At 43.7% G+C, this 17,243-nt stretch carries 13 protein-coding genes; 12 read left to right on the top strand and 1 reads right to left on the bottom strand.

The window, feature by feature from the left end; genetic code table 11:
- Positions 1–2 precede the first annotated feature (2 nt).
- From AC58QC_RS26765 to AC58QC_RS26730, 8 genes are all read left to right on the top strand, one after another.
- Entirely contained in the window at positions 3–2,114 is a 2,112-nt protein-coding gene (locus AC58QC_RS26765) for a hypothetical protein (RefSeq protein WP_497418102.1), read from the top strand.
- A gap of 162 nt (positions 2,115–2,276) precedes the next feature.
- Positions 2,277–3,149, top strand: a complete 873-nt coding sequence (locus AC58QC_RS26760) for a carbohydrate ABC transporter permease (RefSeq protein ID WP_497418101.1) — start codon at positions 2,277–2,279, stop codon at positions 3,147–3,149.
- A gap of 2 nt (positions 3,150–3,151) precedes the next feature.
- A complete protein-coding gene (locus AC58QC_RS26755) occupies positions 3,152–4,030 on the top strand; it encodes a carbohydrate ABC transporter permease (RefSeq protein WP_497418100.1) in 879 nt (292 codons plus the stop codon).
- 33 nt (positions 4,031–4,063) lie between these two features.
- Positions 4,064–5,170 carry an efflux RND transporter periplasmic adaptor subunit gene (locus tag AC58QC_RS26750; protein ID WP_497418099.1) on the top strand — a complete coding sequence of 369 codons (1,107 nt, stop codon included), beginning with the start codon at positions 4,064–4,066 and terminating at the stop codon, positions 5,168–5,170.
- Between the two features lie 33 nt (positions 5,171–5,203).
- Complete coding sequence (locus tag AC58QC_RS26745; protein ID WP_497418098.1) at positions 5,204–6,619, top strand: ABC transporter substrate-binding protein; 1,416 nt, start codon at positions 5,204–5,206, stop codon at positions 6,617–6,619.
- 210 nt (positions 6,620–6,829) lie between these two features.
- Positions 6,830–8,185 (top strand): aldehyde dehydrogenase, encoded by a 1,356-nt coding sequence (locus AC58QC_RS26740; RefSeq protein WP_497418158.1) that lies wholly within the window; start codon positions 6,830–6,832, stop codon positions 8,183–8,185.
- Positions 8,186–8,188: 3 nt separating this feature from the next.
- Positions 8,189–9,406, top strand: coding sequence for an amino acid deaminase/aldolase (locus AC58QC_RS26735; protein WP_497418097.1), 1,218 nt, complete (start codon positions 8,189–8,191; stop codon positions 9,404–9,406).
- Positions 9,394–10,713 (top strand): D-arabinono-1,4-lactone oxidase, encoded by a 1,320-nt coding sequence (locus AC58QC_RS26730; RefSeq protein ID WP_497418096.1) that lies wholly within the window; start codon positions 9,394–9,396, stop codon positions 10,711–10,713. Before AC58QC_RS26735 ends, AC58QC_RS26730 begins: the two co-directional genes overlap by 13 nt.
- Here the strand turns inward: AC58QC_RS26730 and AC58QC_RS26725 are convergent.
- On the bottom strand, positions 10,640–11,311 hold the full coding sequence (locus tag AC58QC_RS26725; protein ID WP_497418095.1) for a lysoplasmalogenase: 672 nt from the start codon (positions 11,309–11,311) through the stop codon (positions 10,640–10,642). The two genes, AC58QC_RS26730 and AC58QC_RS26725, sit on opposite strands and share 74 nt — an antisense overlap.
- Before the next feature lie 118 nt (positions 11,312–11,429).
- On the opposite strand from AC58QC_RS26725, the gene AC58QC_RS26720 reads away from it, so the two are divergent.
- The 4 genes from AC58QC_RS26720 (at position 11,430) to hppD (ending at position 17,227) form a co-directional block, all read left to right on the top strand.
- Positions 11,430–12,893: an MFS transporter gene (locus AC58QC_RS26720; RefSeq protein WP_497418094.1), complete on the top strand. Its 1,464-nt coding sequence runs from the start codon at positions 11,430–11,432 to the stop codon at positions 12,891–12,893.
- A 13-nt stretch (positions 12,894–12,906) separates the two neighbouring features.
- Positions 12,907–14,751 (top strand): hypothetical protein, encoded by a 1,845-nt coding sequence (locus tag AC58QC_RS26715; RefSeq protein ID WP_497418093.1) that lies wholly within the window; start codon positions 12,907–12,909, stop codon positions 14,749–14,751.
- A complete protein-coding gene (locus AC58QC_RS26710; RefSeq protein ID WP_497418092.1) occupies positions 14,748–15,818 on the top strand; it encodes a glycoside hydrolase family 88 protein in 1,071 nt (356 codons plus the stop codon). Before AC58QC_RS26715 ends, AC58QC_RS26710 begins: the two co-directional genes overlap by 4 nt.
- Before the next feature lie 293 nt (positions 15,819–16,111).
- On the top strand, positions 16,112–17,227 hold the full coding sequence (gene hppD / locus AC58QC_RS26705) for a 4-hydroxyphenylpyruvate dioxygenase (protein WP_497418091.1): 1,116 nt from the start codon (positions 16,112–16,114) through the stop codon (positions 17,225–17,227).
- Positions 17,228–17,243 lie beyond the last annotated feature (16 nt).

Raw genomic sequence — 17,243 nt, 5'->3', positions numbered from 1 at the left:
CAATGAGAAAATCAATCATCCCAATTATCGTTGCTTCTATGACGCTCGCAGGTACATTTAGCTTGCATGTACCTGCATATGCAGATGGAGGGCAGAGCAGTGTCCAAGCTCAAGTCGGTACCGTGGCTTGGACAGCTGACAGCAGCTTTGATCTCAAGAATATTCAAATGATACCAGAGCAAGAAGGGCAATTACTGACATTCACCGTTACTGTTCACAATAATGCTAATCGTGAGTTAAGTTTTAATGATGTTTGGATTCGTTTGAAGGACAGTTCAGGCAAAACCTTTCCCGTTAAACTAAATCCACAAGATTTTAACAAGAAGCGGATCCAGCCAAATTCGAGTCAAGATCTAAGCTTTTATGCCACGGTAAATGGTTCAACTAAACTGCAGGAGCTTATCTTTCAATTCATTCAATGGGATTTCGATCAGACGAATTATGAACGAACGATTGGTGAATTAACGATCCCAGAAGGCTATACAACTACGGTGCCGGCTGGTGAAAGCCAAGTCATTCGAATGAATGATGTCAACATCAAAGCACATATAACCGAAATAGAAACGAATTCGAATGGGAGGTATATCTTACCGACTCTCTATGTCAATATGGAGAACGAAGGAGCCTATCAAGTTACTGTACCTACATTCACCTTTGCCATCCGCACAGTGGATGGACGAATCCATCCCCTAGAAGCAAAAGATTTGAAAGACATGACCATCAGCCCAAATGATGCCAAAGAACTTCAACTCTCTGGATCCATTCCTGTTTCTGTAGATACAGATAACTGGCAGCTTGTTGTGACTAGCTTGGATTCGGATCTAAAGCGGCACATGCCCGTGGCAACGTTCCAATTACCACCAGAGACCATGCAAGAAGTCAAGACAATAGGCCATGAATATACATTTTCCAACACTGATGGGATATATACGACTCAGTTAAATGAGCTACAACGCTTGCCATTGAACGATCTAGACATGCTCTCTGCGAATGTGACTCTTGGTAATAAAGGCGATCAATCACTGCCAATCCCTGAGGTAACAGGTTATTTCCTATTGGATGGTGGCGTGAAAGTGGAGGCAGAAATGATTCGTATGGCCAAGACGATAGGAATTGGTTCTGGCGATCATGTAGATGTCCAATTCGTGGGAAAAATTCCTTATACGTACGCATTCTCGGATCTGAAACTTGTCTTACAGCAGAAGGAAAGCGACTCCAAATTGCAAGATTTGCTTACTTTTTCCAATTTGGAAGAGCTGCAAACCACGCCTTACATACGTAAATTCGAAACGCACATGATCAGTGACCCAGGACGGCGAACTCGATATGCCGTTTATGGTTCCGCGGTATACAAAGGAAGTTCATCCGATTTATTTACTGCACAAGTTCGTGTGGAAAATCTAGAAAAGCGCTTCTCCAACCTCCCGAAATTAGTCGCGTATTTTCGCTCAAAGGACGGTTCTATCTTCCCAGCAACATTGGATGAAGTAAATCAGAAGATAAGCCCATCTGGTAAAGCACAGCTCAATGCTTGGACGCGCTTGCCGAAAGATTACGCGACAGAGGATCTGCAGCTTGTGTTAGGTGAGGCGATCCCCACCGCGACTGATGAAGAGATGATGTATGTGAAGCCCGCGGCTTATTGGCTGCCAGAAGATGCAAATGAAGTTAAACCGTTGCTAAAGGAAATTATGCTTTACCCCTATAACCTGTCATTAAGTCAGATAAGCACATCAATTTCTGGGAATAATCAGGGGATTAGCGAACTTACGCTAAAGTTTAATTACGAATTAACGAAAGATCTAACCGCTGAAACGAATCTAGATGGGCATAAACTTGTCCTCGCGTTTGAAGATCACAACGGGAAGACCTCGTTTGAACGGGCGTTTGATGTTAAGGATTTTGAACCTAAAGCTATGGATGATGATCGATCTGGTCAAATGAGACTGTTATTAGGTATGCATGAGGGCTTCCGCATAGACATCAATGAGAAAGATCTTATCTACCAGCAACAATTCCTGAAAAAATATACATTGAAGTTATATGATGAATATCAAGGACATCGAAGGCTTTTAGGAAGCCAAGTCATCGACTGGTTCACAACGACAGATTAATGTAAATTGGAAAAATCCCTCTCTGATGAGGGATTTTTTTGTGCCGCGGCTTAAAATTCATCTCATCTTTATTTTAACTTGTCTTTCTCTTGATTTCAGCAGGGTATGCTCTTAGTAAGGTTCATCAAGTGAGAAATAAGTTTGAAGTAGGTGTTCACAAGAATGAAGATGCAACAGTTAGTACGAAAACAAAGTGTCGTAGCGATTGGTTTTCTTGCACCAAGTATCGTCGGGTTCGCTATCTTTTATTTAATCCCATTTGCTATAGGTGTCGTTTACTCCTTTATGGATCGTACGATTGATGGCTCGTTCGTAGGTTTAGCCAATTATCAAGAGTTGTTAGCAAGCGATTCTTTCCGCAAGGCATCAGCGAACACCTTGTTGTTTACAGGGATAAGTGTGCCGCTATTGATAGTCATTTCACTACTTCTTGCTTTGCTCTTGAATCAGAATGTTTTTATACGCAAATGGCTCAGAACCGCCTATGTTTTGCCCCTTGTTGTACCTGTGGCCTCAATCGTAATGGTTTGGCAGATCTTGTTCGATTGGAATGGTGCGCTTAACGGCTGGCTATACCATTTTGGCCAAGATCGAATGGACTGGATGAATACAGAATGGGCGAGAGTGGTCATTTCCGTTGCTTACCTCTGGAAAAATGTTGGCTATAACATCATCTTATTTCTAGCTGGCCTGCAAAGTATTCCAACTGATTATTACGAAACGGCAGATTTGGAAGGGGCTGGACCTTTCCGTAAACTAACTTCGATTACGTTGATCTATTTAACACCAACCTTATTTTTTGTAATTCTCATGTCGATCATCAACTCATTCAAGATTTTCCGAGAGACGTATTTAATCACAGGAGATTACCCGCATGACAGTATTTATATGCTTCAGCATTATATGAACAATATGTTTTACTCACTTGATGTTCAGAAGTTGACAGCGGCAGCAACATTAATGGTCATTGCGATATTTGTTCTTGTCCTTGGGATGATGACGCTGGAGCGCAAATTCAGACAATTCATGGAGTGATTATGAAAAAATCAGCTTTGATAAATAAATGTCTATTATCCCTGATATTAGTGGTCATTTCAGCCTGTATGATTTTCCCTGTTGTATTCACATTTACGAACTCGTTGATGACGGAGAATGAAATCAGTACCAACTATGATTTGATTGGCCAAATGATTGAGAAGACCGCAGATAGCAAAGAGCAATTCATCACGTTAAAACTAATCCCCGATTGGGTATCCTTTGCACAGTACGGGAAGATTCTATTCGAAACGCCAACGTATCTGAACATGTTCTGGAATTCGGTATTCCTGGTGATGCCTATGATTATCGGGCAAGTTGTAGTGGGCTCGCTGGCTGCTTATGCCTTAGCTAAACTCCGGTTTCGAGGTCGCGATACCTTATTCCTTGCTTATGTTATGGTTATGCTTATGCCATTTCAAGTTACTTTGGTGCCAAACTATATTATTGCTGATCGGCTTGGCCTATTAAATAGTGCTAGTGCTATCGTATTACCAGGTATTTTTGCTGCATTCGGTGTCTTTATGCTTAGACAGTTTATGTTGTCGATCCCGTATTCCTATGTTGAAGCAGCCATTATGGATGGCGCTGGTCATCTTATGATTTTTGGTCGTATCACCATGCCTTTGATTAAACCGGGTTTGGCCGCACTTATCGTACTTCTCTTTGTGGATTATTGGAATATGGTCGAGCAACCTCTGATCTTCTTGGAAGATGCATATAAACAGCCGTTATCGCTTTACTTATCTCGTATTCAAGAGGAAGCACGAGGCATTGGTTTCGCAGCTTCCATGCTGTATATGTCTCCTATGTTACTACTATTCTTATATGCAGAGCGTTACTTTATTGAGGGTGTTCAGTTGTCTGGGATCAAAGGCTAGTGCAACGGAAACATCTAGGAAAGGGGGATAACATTGAAAACCCAAGTCTCTGATCAAGCTGGAACTGGTTTAAATCCAAAAATGAAATGGGCTTCGATCCTATTTATTGCTGTATTACTTATTCTTACCCTTTATAGCAATACAATTCTCACCTTGAATTTACCTAAGGTTGTGGCAGAAGAGGGGAAATCAGAACCACTAGTTCAACAGTACAGCGGCAGTGGTGATCTGCAGCCGATTAGCTTAGTGGAACTTTCCAACAAGTCCGGATGGACGATCAACGATGTCATGGTGAAGGCGGGGGACCATGTCGAGAAGGGACAGCTTCTCGTGACCTACGAGAGCAAAGAAGCATCGCGCCGTATTCTCGATGAGGAGGCTTCATTATCCCGACAGAAATTATTGATGGAAGGCATGCAAGAACGCTACATCGAAGCAGTGCAAAGCGGGGATGACCTCAAGATTCGCGCTGCCAAACGAGATCTGGAGGTTGCTCAACTGGATAGGAATGTGCAGGAGCGAAAAATAAAAGAGTTGAAGGATGACTTCGCAAGCCTAAGTCAAATTGCAGCTCCTTTCGAAGGCGTCATCTCACATCTATCTGCTGTGAAAGGACTGGTTTCTGGAAGCGCCGGGGTTGATGTAACGATTTCAAATGCTAGCTTAGGTTATCAGATAGTTCTACAAATGCCATCAGCGATCTCAGACAAGTTGGAGGTAGGCGGTAAACAGGATATGGCTGTCAAAATCAAAGGGGAAAGCAAAACCTATGAAAGTGTCATTTCTGGGATTGAAGCTACTGATGAGCAAATGAAAAAAGTAAGTTTGACTGTGCAAAATGCCGAAATACAAGGCGGCGAAAAAGCAAACGTTGAATTTCGTATAAGTTCTGAGGCCGGCGAAGGCCTACTTCTACCTAAAAAAGCTGTATATGGTGAGAGTATGAACAAATATATGGTTGTTCTGGAAGAGACCAAGAGTCCACTCGGTAACACCTATCATGTACGCAAAGTGTTCATAGAGGTAGGAGAATCCACAGAAGATGCTGTGATTGTCACAAAGGGTGCGTATCCTGGACTAAGTATCATTACTGATAGTAGTGAAGCGCTCACAGACGGTGGTCGAGTAAGAAAGAATTAAATAGATGTACTAATTATAAGGAGTGAAGAAAATATGAAAAAATGGGTTCTTATTCTCATGAGTTTAGTCGTAGTGTTCAGTTTGACAGCGTGCAATGAAAGTACCTCGGTCAACCAAAGCGAACCGACGAGCAGCAATAGCGGAAGTAGTACAAGCCCGAGTAGTCCTGCTAATAGCCCTGCTGGTAAAGCAATGACAATCGAAGATGAAAATAAAGACAGCAAGAAGACGATTGTTGTTTCCGTCCTTGCGGTCACTGATTTCTATAAGCAGGCAAAGCAGAAATATGAAGCAGCGCACCCTAACACCACAATAGAATTCAAACCATTCGCAACTGGCGGAGGAGCTATGAGTCCTGCCGAGGTTGAAAGATACGTAAAAACGACTACGACACAAGTATTGTCAGGTAAAGGAGCTGATTTGTTCGCCCTGGACACCATTGACTTGCCGATCGATAAATACGTGAACAAGAAAGCATTCGTTAATTTGGACGAACTAATGAAGAAGGATAGCACCTTTGACCCGAGCCTTTACTATACGAACATATTCGAAAGTTCAAAAATGAATGACGGACTCTATGTTCTGCCAACACGGTTCTTCTTGAGTCTGTTGTTCGGCGACGCAGTTGGTATTGAAAAAGCCGGGGTAGCCATAGATGATAAGAATTGGACCTGGAGTCAGTTTGTGGAGACAAGTAAACAGCTAGCTGCCAAAGGAGTTCACGCCAGCTCATTGGCTGCGCCGCCCGTGCAGTTGCTAAACTCGCTAGTATCCGACAATTATGGCCAATTGGTGGATGGAACAAAGGCGAATTTCGAATCCACAGTCTTTACCGATTTACTCAATCGTGTGAAGAGTTTGAACGACGAGAAAATCATAACATCCGAAAATCCAGGTCCTAAAGGCACCACTTTCTATCAATCGGAAATCTATAACCCCAAAGACTACGTGGCTCGTCTCGGGCTTTACTATACAAACGGAAAGATTTATCAGAAGCCACATGCTGCAGGACAGAAATCAGGAGTTTCATTTGGCGGGCTTGGTAACATTGCTATGAATTCGAATTCAACTATTAAAGGAACGGCGTGGGATTTTGTGAAGTTTCTGATGTCTGAAGAGATGCAATCCATGCCTGGGCTGCAAGTGAATGGCAATGGCTTCTCGGTGAACAAGAAGATTACTGATAAACAACTCATTGATTTAGCAACTGAAGTGACAAATGGTAAAGGAACGATAACAGTTCAGAAGGGCGGAGCCGTCCAAGTAACAGAGAAGGATATTCAGTCCCTTAAGACTATGGTGTCTGAAGCGAGTCTTCCGCTTACGCTATTTAACAAGGTTCAAACGATCATTGCTGAGGAAGCCAAAGCTTACTTTGCAGGTCAAAAATCGGCTGAAGCTGTTGCTAAACTGATTCAGAACCGTGTAACGACATATTTGAATGAATAAGAGGTAGAATAGAATTAAAAGCTTAGTCTGAGGGTTAATCCTAAGGACTAAGCTTTTTTGGCCTCCTAATTTGATACATGAAATTTCACGACGTCCTCGGCAAATGATGCTATAATATAAAATTAACAAGGCAACCCATGAGGCGTTTCATAAAGACGTCCATCAAGATATATAAATGAAAGCGAGGGATTTATCATAACCGGATTACAGCTGTTGGAGCAACAAAAACGTTACTTTCAGAGCGGTGCAACTCGCAGAACGGATTTCCGCATCATGCAATTGAAGAAATTACGGCAGGCCATTGTTGCGAGGGAGCCTGAGATTATACAGGCGCTGCGCGACGATTTAAATAAGAGTGAACTGGAAGCGTATACATTTGAAATAGGTCTCGTTTATAATGAAATTTCCTTCATGATCAAACATTTGAAAAGTTGGACTAAGCCGAAAAAAGTGAAAACCGCGCTTACTCACTTCGGCAGCCGAGGTTACATTGTTTCTGAGCCTTTAGGATCGGCTCTTATTATTGCGCCATGGAATTATCCGTTCAATTTGGCGTTTGCCCCACTTGCAGGCGCGATTGCTGCAGGCAATACGGCCGTACTTAAACCCTCGGAATTAGCGCCATCCATTTCAGCTGTAATGGCATCTCTACTACGAGATACGTTCGATGCCTCCTATATAGCAGTGGTGGAAGGCGGTGTGGAGGCAAGTCGAGAGCTGACAGCGCTGCCTTTTGATAAAATATTTTATACCGGCAGTGTGGCGGTTGGTAAAATGGTGATGGAAGCGGCATCGAAGCATCTCGTTCCGGTAACCTTAGAGCTTGGCGGCAAAAGTCCATGTATTGTTCATGATGACGCGTCAGTGGAACTGGCTGGCAAAAGGATTGCATTCGGTAAATTCGTGAATAGCGGCCAAACCTGTCTAGCTCCTGATTATTTGCTTGTACATAGAAATGTAAAAGATAAGCTAATCATGTCGATTAGAAACGCGATTATTTCTTTTTATGGAGAGAAGCCTTTACAGCATCCCGATTATGGCAAAATCGTCAGCCCTCGACACTTTGAGCGGCTTTGCGAATTTCTTCATGATGGAACCGCGGTGATAGGCGGACGTTCGGATAGGGAGACCCTTCGAATTGAACCGACGGTACTGGATCAAGTCACTTGGGACAAGCCGGTCATGCAAGAGGAAATTTTCGGACCGATTCTGCCTGTGTTTACTTTTGACAACATTCATGAAGTGATCGACATCGTGAATTCGCGGCCCAAACCGCTGGCGCTGTATGTATTTAGTGAAAACAAGTCTGTGCAGGATTTGGTGACGGAGAACATCTCGTTCGGCGGCGGATGTATGAACGATACGTTGCTGCATATGGGAACGCCTTATTTGCCCTTCGGTGGCGTTGGTGAAAGCGGCATGGGACAGTATCACGGAGAGAGCAGCTTCCATACATTCTCCCACAGCAAGAGTATATTGAAGCAGACGACGAAGTTTGATTTTTCCTTCCGCTATCCGTCATCCAAGCTTGGACTTAAAATCATACGCAAGCTGCTGAAGCCTTAATATATGGCTGCAAAGGAAGGAATCAAGGGGATGAAGGGAACTTACGAGTATTACAAGCAGATTTTTGAACATGTACCGAAGCCTTTTGCTTTCGTGGATTTGGACATGCTGGATGACAATGCACGGGCTATCGCTCGGGCGGCCGGCAGTAAGAAAGTAAGGATAGCGAGCAAGTCGATTCGTTGCGTCGATGTGTTGCACCGAATAGTGGCAATGGATACTGTCTTTCAGGGTGTTATGTGTTATACCGCTGCTGAAGCCGCTTTCCTGGCCCAGCAAGGTTTCGACGATCTGCTGCTTGGCTATCCGCAGTGGCACCCAGAAGTTATTACCGAATTGATCGAGTTCATCGGGGAAGGCCGTTCGATCACATTTATGGTCGATTCCGTGGAACAAATCGAACACATCGAACGGCTCGCGAAAGTACGGCAAGTCTCCGTTCCGTTATGTATCGATGTCGACATGTCGGCGGATTATCCAGGCTTGCATTTCGGCGTATGGCGTTCGCCGCTTACTTCATGGGATCATGTGTGTCCTGTTGCACAACGGATTATCCAATCTTCGTGGTTGAAGCTTGAAGGGATCATGGGATATGAGGCGCAAATTGCAGGCGTAGGCGATAATGTGCCCGGGGGTTTCTTGAAAAATAAGATCGTGCAAGTCTTGAAGAAGCGTTCCATAATAGAAGCGGCTAAGCGGAGAAAAGAAGTCGTGGAAGGGCTTAAGGATATGAACGTCCAGCTGCGCTTCGTTAACGCAGGAGGAACCGGCAGTATGGAAAGTTCACGTGAAGAAGCGTGTGTGACGGAAATTACAGCGGGTTCCGGATTTTATGCACCTGGCTTATTCGACAATTATACTTCGTTCCGTTATAAGCCCGCAGTTGGTTATGGGGTAGAGGTGGTACGGCGTCCGAAGCCAGATGTGGTGACGTGTTTGGGCGGTGGGTATACAGCATCAGGTGCAGTTGGAATAGACAAGCAAGCGAAGCCCTATTTACCAGAAGGTTTGGAACTATTCCCACAAGAAGGGGCTGGCGAAGTCCAAACACCGTTGCGTCTCAAGGCTGGCGTTCAGCTCGCGATCGGTGATCCGGTATTTTTCCGACACGCGAAAGCGGGAGAACTCTGCGAACGATTCCTCACATTATATGCCGTTTCGCAAGGCAGCATCGTGGCAGAATATCCGACATACCGCGGGATGGGGGAATGCTTTCTATGAAAAAAGATTCGTTGACATGGTCGAACTGGTCAGGCAATGTTCAGGCATCGCCACAAACTGTCCTTTATCCAGATTCTATTGAAGCAGTTGTTGATGTGGTTCGCATGTGCAGACACGAAGGACGAAAGCTGAGAGTGGTCGGAACCGGACATTCCTTTACATCAATCGCGGCATCGAATGACGTATTGGTTTCGCTTGATCGGATGCAGGGGCTTATCCGAGTAGATCCTGAGGCTAGAACCGCAACGGTTTGGGCAGGTACGAAGTTGAAGCTGCTCGGGGAGAAGTTGTTCGAACATGGATTGGCTCAGGAAAATATGGGGGACATCAATGTTCAGTCCATAGCAGGAGCGATCAGCACTGGAACACACGGCACCGGCCGCGAATTCGGTAATATGGCCACACAGGTGATAGGCCTGACAATCGTCACCGGTACGGGAGAAGTTCTTGAATGTACGGAGCAATCTCACCCTGAATGGTTTAAAGCGATGCAGGTATCGCTTGGCGTTCTCGGCATTATCGTTCAAGTCACACTTAGGCTTCAGCCTGCATTTAAGTTGGCGTATGAAAGCAGAAGAATCCCGCTGGAAGCATGTTTACAACAGCTGTCCGTTATGGCTGACGAACACCGTCATTTCGAGTTTTATTGGTTTCCGTATGCCGATCCGTGCCAGGTGAAGTTGATGGACGAGACGAACGCGGAGGTAACGAACCATAAGGTACGGGATTATATAAGTGACGTATTGCTGGAAAATACAGCCTTCCATCTGCTTTCGGAATTGTGCCGAAAGCTGCCGCGGTTGAGTCCGTCGATTAGCCGCTTTTCAGCATCCCAAGCTCCTGTCGGCCGCAAGGTTGGCTACAGTCACCGTTTGTTTGCAACCGAAAGGCTTGTTCGTTTCAATGAGATGGAATATAACATTCCCGCAGCAGCCATGCCCGCAGTGATTGAAGAAATGCGCGAGACGATGGCGCGTGAGAAATTTAATGTCCATTTTCCAATTGAGTGTCGTTATGCGAAAGGTGATGACATTTGGCTTAGTCCGGCCTATGAGCGTGATTCCGCGTATATTGCCGTCCATATGTATAAAGGCATGCCGTATGAAGACTATTTCTCAGCTATGGAGCGCATTTTCCTCCGTTATGGCGGAAGGCCGCATTGGGGGAAAATACATTCGCTACAGGCCGCACAGTTGAAGGAATTGTATCCGATGTGGCAGCGTTTCTGTATGATCAGGGAAGAACTGGATCCCGAGCGTATTCTGATGAACGATTATTTACAGAAGCTGTTTGCCCTCGAGCAATAATGAACTGAGCGCTATAATAGGTAGTCATGATCAGGAAATCCGCATAGGAGATTGGGGAGACAAACAGGTCCCAGGACAGAATGGAATCCGAAATTAAGAACAGGAAGCTGCCGAGGATAGCTAATATATTACCAGTCATAATGGCAGACCAGCCCATAAGAGAGATAACGATAATGTAGAACAACACAGGTACCGCTAGACCAGCGTTACCTTGCTCCGTGAGCGAGATCAACAGCTCTCTGCCCATAATGAACGAATAAATGGAGATCGGTATGATCGAGGAGAAGCGTAACCAAGAAAAGCGCCATTGGACGAGAAAACCAGCTGTATAAAACAAATGACCAATAAGAAACGCGGCAAGCCCGGAAACGAACCAATACATAATCAACCCATCGCCCAGCATGCCGAAGAATAATCCGATTAACATCAACCAATGTACGATTTTTTTGGATGAGGGCATATGCGAGTAAGCGTAATACAAAATCAGCCACATCGGAACTAATTTAAATAAGAATTTGAATGCTTGATGATCAGGTCGAAGTTCAAAAATGTAAAGCACGCTTGTAAGTAGTATCGCAATAGGTAACCACCGTTTCATCTACATCTCTCTCTTTCATATTGGGATAACGCTTTAATAGACGTATTATAGTGGTACACGGAAAATTTGTAAACGCTTTATTTGGCGACATTGAAGCATTATGAAGGGGAACGAAAACATGCAAAAAGCGGGAAACAAACTGTCCAAGGTTGAAATTTTTACGTTTGCTTCGGGAGATATATTTGGCGGAGGAGCCCAACTCATCATTTCTTTTTTCTTTTTGATCTTTTTAACCGATGTTGTTGGAATAAGACCTGTGATGGCTGGTACGCTAATTTTAGTTAGTAAAGTATGGGATGCCGTAAATGATCCCTTAATGGGTTTTATAACAGACAATACAAGGACAAAATGGGGTAGAAGGAAGCCCTATTTTTTCATAGGATTTTTCGGCATCATTATCTCATATTTCCTATTATGGTATCCGATCTCGGGCGACAACGAAATGGTCAAGTTTTGCTATGTATTGTTTGCCTATCTCCTGTACTCAACCATTTCCACCATGGTGATGATCCCCTATGCGGCTATGTGCAGTGAGATCACCACCGATTACAAGGAACGAAATACGGTCAATGGCACACGTCTCTTTTTATCGCAATGTTCCTCTCTTCTATGCGCGGTGCTTCCTCTTGAAATTGTAAAAATGTTTGGAAATGAAGATACGGGATATATGGTCATGGCCCTTTGTTTTGGTGTTTTCTTCGCGTTACCTTTCCTGCTAATTTTCTTCTTTACCAAGGAGAGGGTTACGGTGCAAACGGAAAAATCACGATTTACCATTGCGGCTTTAACAGCACCTTTTAAAGTTAGATCGTTTCGAATTCTGATTATCATTTATCTGTTTTCCTTTCTATCGATGGATGTGATATCCACAGTTTTTGCCTATTTTATGAATTATTATCTGAAAAGACCATCTGAGCTGAACTATGTATTAGGCGCCATGTTGATTACACAAATTGCGATGGTCCCTGTTATTGTGAAATTAGCTAATACGATTGGCAAGGCGAAAACCTTCATGCTGTCCACCCTGATATGGGGCGTTGGTGTACTCTTTATTGCTCTTCTTGGGCCCGATTGGCCTACTTGGTCGATTTACGTAAATGCCGTATGCATGGGATTGGGCATCGTTGGATGCATTGTGATTCCGTGGATGATGTATCCGGATGTAACCGATGTAGGGGAGCTGGCATTTGGCATGAGAAATGCGGGTTCGTTTGGCGGGATTATGACATTTCTACGGAATTTCTCAGCTGCAGTCGGCATTTTTATCATATCCACTATGTTGGATTTTGCAGGGTATTTGAAACCCCAGGAACAAGTAATAGAAGGTGTTACTAAGAAAATCATGCTGGATCAACCGGATGCGGTTCTCATTTGTTTGAAATTAATTGTTACCGTGATTCCTTTTGCCCTGCTCTTAATTACTTTCAGTATGGCGAGAAAGTACCCTTTGACTCAACACATGCACGAGAAGCTCAATCATTATTTGGAATTTAAACGAGGGAATATCAAAGAAAGTCCTTTATCCGAGGGTGAGGTAGAGGAAATGAAGCGTACACTGATTGGCGTTCGAACAGATAACTAGGGAGGCACCCAAGATGGACGAAGTAGATATGACGATTAAAATGGGGCCAAAATGCTTTCCAGATATAAAAGTCCTTCATGAGGGGAGATCCATTCATGAAGAGCAAATTCATCATATTTGCGAATATATAGATGGCAGGTATGACTGTGCGGATTTCAGAATGGTCTCGATCATTCGGACCCTTTTCAGCTATAAGCATTTATTAAGTGATTCAACGCTTGAGCGGATTAAAAAGACTATTCTAAGCTTTAAGTACTGGATGGATGAACCAGGCGATGACAGCATGTGCTATTGGTCTGAAAATCATCAAATTCTATTTGCCTCGGTTGAATATTTGGCTGGACAGCTGTTTCCCGATGACATTTTTACGAACGCGAGCATGTCAGGAGTTGAACATCTGGAAAAAGCAAAGATCCGCATTTTGCGCTGGCTGAAATATCGCTTTACATATGGATTCACAGAATGGCATTCCAATACTTACTATGAAGAAGATATAGCGCCTCTGGCTATTTTGATCGATTTCTGCAGGGATGAAGAAATTGTGATTAAATCTAAAATGATCATGGATTTGCTTCTGCTTGATATGGGCATGCATTCCTATAAAGGTCTTTTTGGCGCAACCAGCGGACGCTGTTATGAAGCACAGAAGAAAAATCCTATGGCTCAGGATACCTTGGAAATCAGCGAGTATGTTTGGGGATATGGTCATTGTGAAGCCTATGATTATACCAGAATCTCTTCTAATTTTATCTTAATGGAGCAATATGACTTGCCTAACGTTATTCGAAAAATTGGGCAAGAACCAGGAGAAGTAATCATTAAGGATTCCATGGGGCTTGATTTAAAGGAGATCAAGGAGGAATTTGCCGATTTAACGGACATGGATACGACGGGGATGTATTTATGGGCGATGGAGAGCTTTACGAATCCAGAGTCTGTGAATATGGCCATAAAAGTGTTCAATGAATGGAAGCTGCATCAGAATCCTTTTTTACAAGATTTTAAAATGATCAACCACCCTTTATTAATCAAGTTTGGCCTGCTGCCGTCCCTAGTTAAAATCCTAAATCCAGTGACTCAGGGGATCGCGATTCAAAGGGCTAATTCGTATACATACAAAACCAAGGATTATATGCTTTCAACAGTTCAAAACTATCATCCTGGAGAATTCGGCGACCAGCAGCATGTGTGGCAGGCGACGCTGTCGAATATAGTAACCGTCTTCACTACACATCCCGGGGCACCGGCTTTTCAAGATGTTAACCGGAATTTCTCGCCCGACTATTGGGTAGGAAGTGGGATCTTTCCCCATTCCGTACAGGATAAGAACGTGCACCTTAGCATTTATAAGATTGATCAACGAAAAGGTTTTATGGAAAGAAAAAGAGCTACATTTACGCATGCGTACTTTCCGCAGGATAAATTTGATGAAGTCGTGCTGGAGAAAAATTATTTGTTTGGAAAGTTGGGCGATACCTATATCGCTCTCATCGGGAGAAACGAATTCAAAGTTAACACCGAGGATCCTTCAGACATTATCCAGGAAGGAGTAATCACCTACTGGATTTGTGAGTTAGGGAGCCAAGAGACCTTCGGCAGCTTTGATTCTTTTAGGAAGACCATTCGCTCACGGAATGTGGTTTTCATCAAAAATACCTTGATGTACAAGGGAAGCAGTGAGTACGCTTTAACATATAAAGGGGACTTTGTTATCGACGGTGAGAAGGTCATAACAGACTATCACAGGCTGGACACCCCTTACGTAAAGGCAGATAGAAAGCCTGACGAGATCCGGATTGCCTTTGAGGACAGCAGCTTGTATCTAAACTTTGATCGTTGTGAAAGGACCCATGCATGATGGCGAGGGATGATTATTTTATTAAGGCGCTAGCGTTAGCTGACAGTGTAGTAAAGCAATTTGAACCGAAAATGAAATGGATGTGGGGAGAGGCCCTCTTAGGATATGCCTTGACGGAGTTGGATGCGTTTTTGGAGGAAGACAGGTATTTTCATTTTACGAAAGCTTATTGTGATTACTATGTTGCTCATGAACCCCGTGTGGATCAAGCGGACACAAGTGCACCGGCGTTAATTACCTATGCCATGCAGAAGAGGACTGGGAACGCAGGGTATGCCTATTTAACGGATAAAGTATTGAACTACATTAAGCATGAACCTCGAATACTGGATGATGCCGTCAATCATTTGGGCAACTCTCCGGAAGGCAAATGGTATCCCCGATCGATTTGGGTGGATTCATTGATGATGTTTAGCGTATTTCCAATGCGGTATGCTGTGGAAAATGGGGACAAGGAGCTGCTGGACTTTGCAGCAAGGCAGCCTAGACTCTATGCGGGATATATGCAGGATGCGGAAGATAAGCTCTGGTATCACAGTTATTGGGTTAAGGCCAAAACGCATTTTCCGAAAAGCAAGATTTTCTGGGGTCGAGGCAATGGTTGGGTGATTTGTGCATTGCCGATGATCCTTGAAACTTTGCCAACAGAGCACCAGGAAAGAGATCGAATCATAGAAATACTACAGGAAACCTCGGAGGCGTTACTTCCTTTCCAGCGGCAAGATGGGTACTTTGAAACGGTACTTAATAAAGTGGGCAAAACCTATCGAGAATCCAGTGCGACAGCTCTTATTGCCGCCGGCTGGCTGCACAGTGTTCGCAGGGGTTGGCTGGATGTAAGATATAAAGAGCCTGCCATTAAGGCTTTTCAAGGTGTGGTTGACCATTTTGAAAAGGTGGATGGATGTGTCTATATGCCGGAAATTTCTGGACCCACGATCCCAGTGCCCATATTTCCCTATGCGGGTTATAAATGGATGCCACGGGGCAGGAATTGGTCATATGGGATAGCTGCTTTGCTTTTTGCGGCCATAGCGTATCAAAAGCTGTTGGATGAAGGTGAATAGAGTAGAATGGTTCTCAAATCCGAAAGGCTGCCTCAAAACTGAGATTGTTCAGTTTTGGGGCAGCTTTTCTCATTTGTTATAGAACCAATGACGTAGAAGTTTGTCATCTTGATCGGTAAAATCATATGCTGTCATATGCTTTAGGAGGAAGAAAAATGAAGGAGACATTTTAACATGTTAAAGCGGATGTGCGTCGATACGTGTTTACTTTGTCGTACGTTTTTGCAGGATTTATTGAATCGCTTTATACTCAAGAGAAATAGGATATTATTCCCAAGGAGGCTATAAAAATTATGAAAAAGGAAGTTTTGAACAAAAACAAAAAACAGCAGGATTTCTTCCCGATTCATGACTTTGATTATGTCGAATATTATGTAGGGAACGCCAAGCAAATAAGTTACTTTTTAAGCAGGGCTTTCGGTTTCAAGATTGTTGCTTATGCCGGGTTAGAAACAGGACAGCGGGATAGAGTTTCTTATGTGCTGGAACAAAAGAAAACCCGGTTTGTCGTGTCCGGTTCATTGAAAGTTGATCATCCGATCAGCGATTTTGTGAAAAAGCATGGCGAAGGAGTAAAAGACATTGCACTTCGTGTAGAAGATGTTGAAAAGGCTTACATGGAGGCTATTTCCAGGGGAGCAATCCCGATTCAGGAGCCGCAAGTTTTAACGGATGAAAACGGTATAGTCATAAAAGCAATTATTGGCACTTACGGCGATACGGTTCATACACTTGTTGAAAGAAAGAATTACAAGGGGATTTTTATGCCTGGTTATCATCAGGTTGATTATGTGATTCCTTATGAGGAAACGGGCCTGATTGGCGTCGATCATGTTGTTGGAAATGTGGAACAGATGGAAGAGTGGGTTTCCTATTACGAGAACGTCATGGGTTTTTCGCAAATGATCCACTTTGATGATAAGGATATCAGTACGGAGTACTCGGCACTCATGTCGAAAGTCATGCATAACGGGGGCCGAATTAAATTCCCTCTGAACGAACCGGCAACCGGCAAGCGCAAATCACAGATTGAAGAGTACCTTGAATTTAATAATGGCGCGGGCGTTCAGCATGTCGCGATCTTGACAAACGATATTTTGCATACAGTACAAAAGCTTCGCGCTAACGGCGTAGAATTTCTTGACACTCCGGATGCTTACTATGAAATGCTTTCCGCCCGGGTTGGTACGATCGATGAAGACATTCAAAAACTTCACGAAAATAAGATTCTGGTTGATCGTGATGATGAAGGATATTTATTGCAAATTTTCACAAAGCCTATCGTAGACCGTCCTACTTTATTCTTTGAAATCATTCAGCGCAAAGGATCGAGAGGCTTCGGAGAAGGCAATTTCAAAGCATTGTTTGAATCGATTGAAAGAGAACAGGCCCGCCGTGGGAATCTATAAATTTGATTTTTAGTTG

The organism is Paenibacillus sp. J22P51, assembly GCF_059692215.1.
This window is presented reverse-complemented; position numbering and strand designations above follow the sequence as displayed.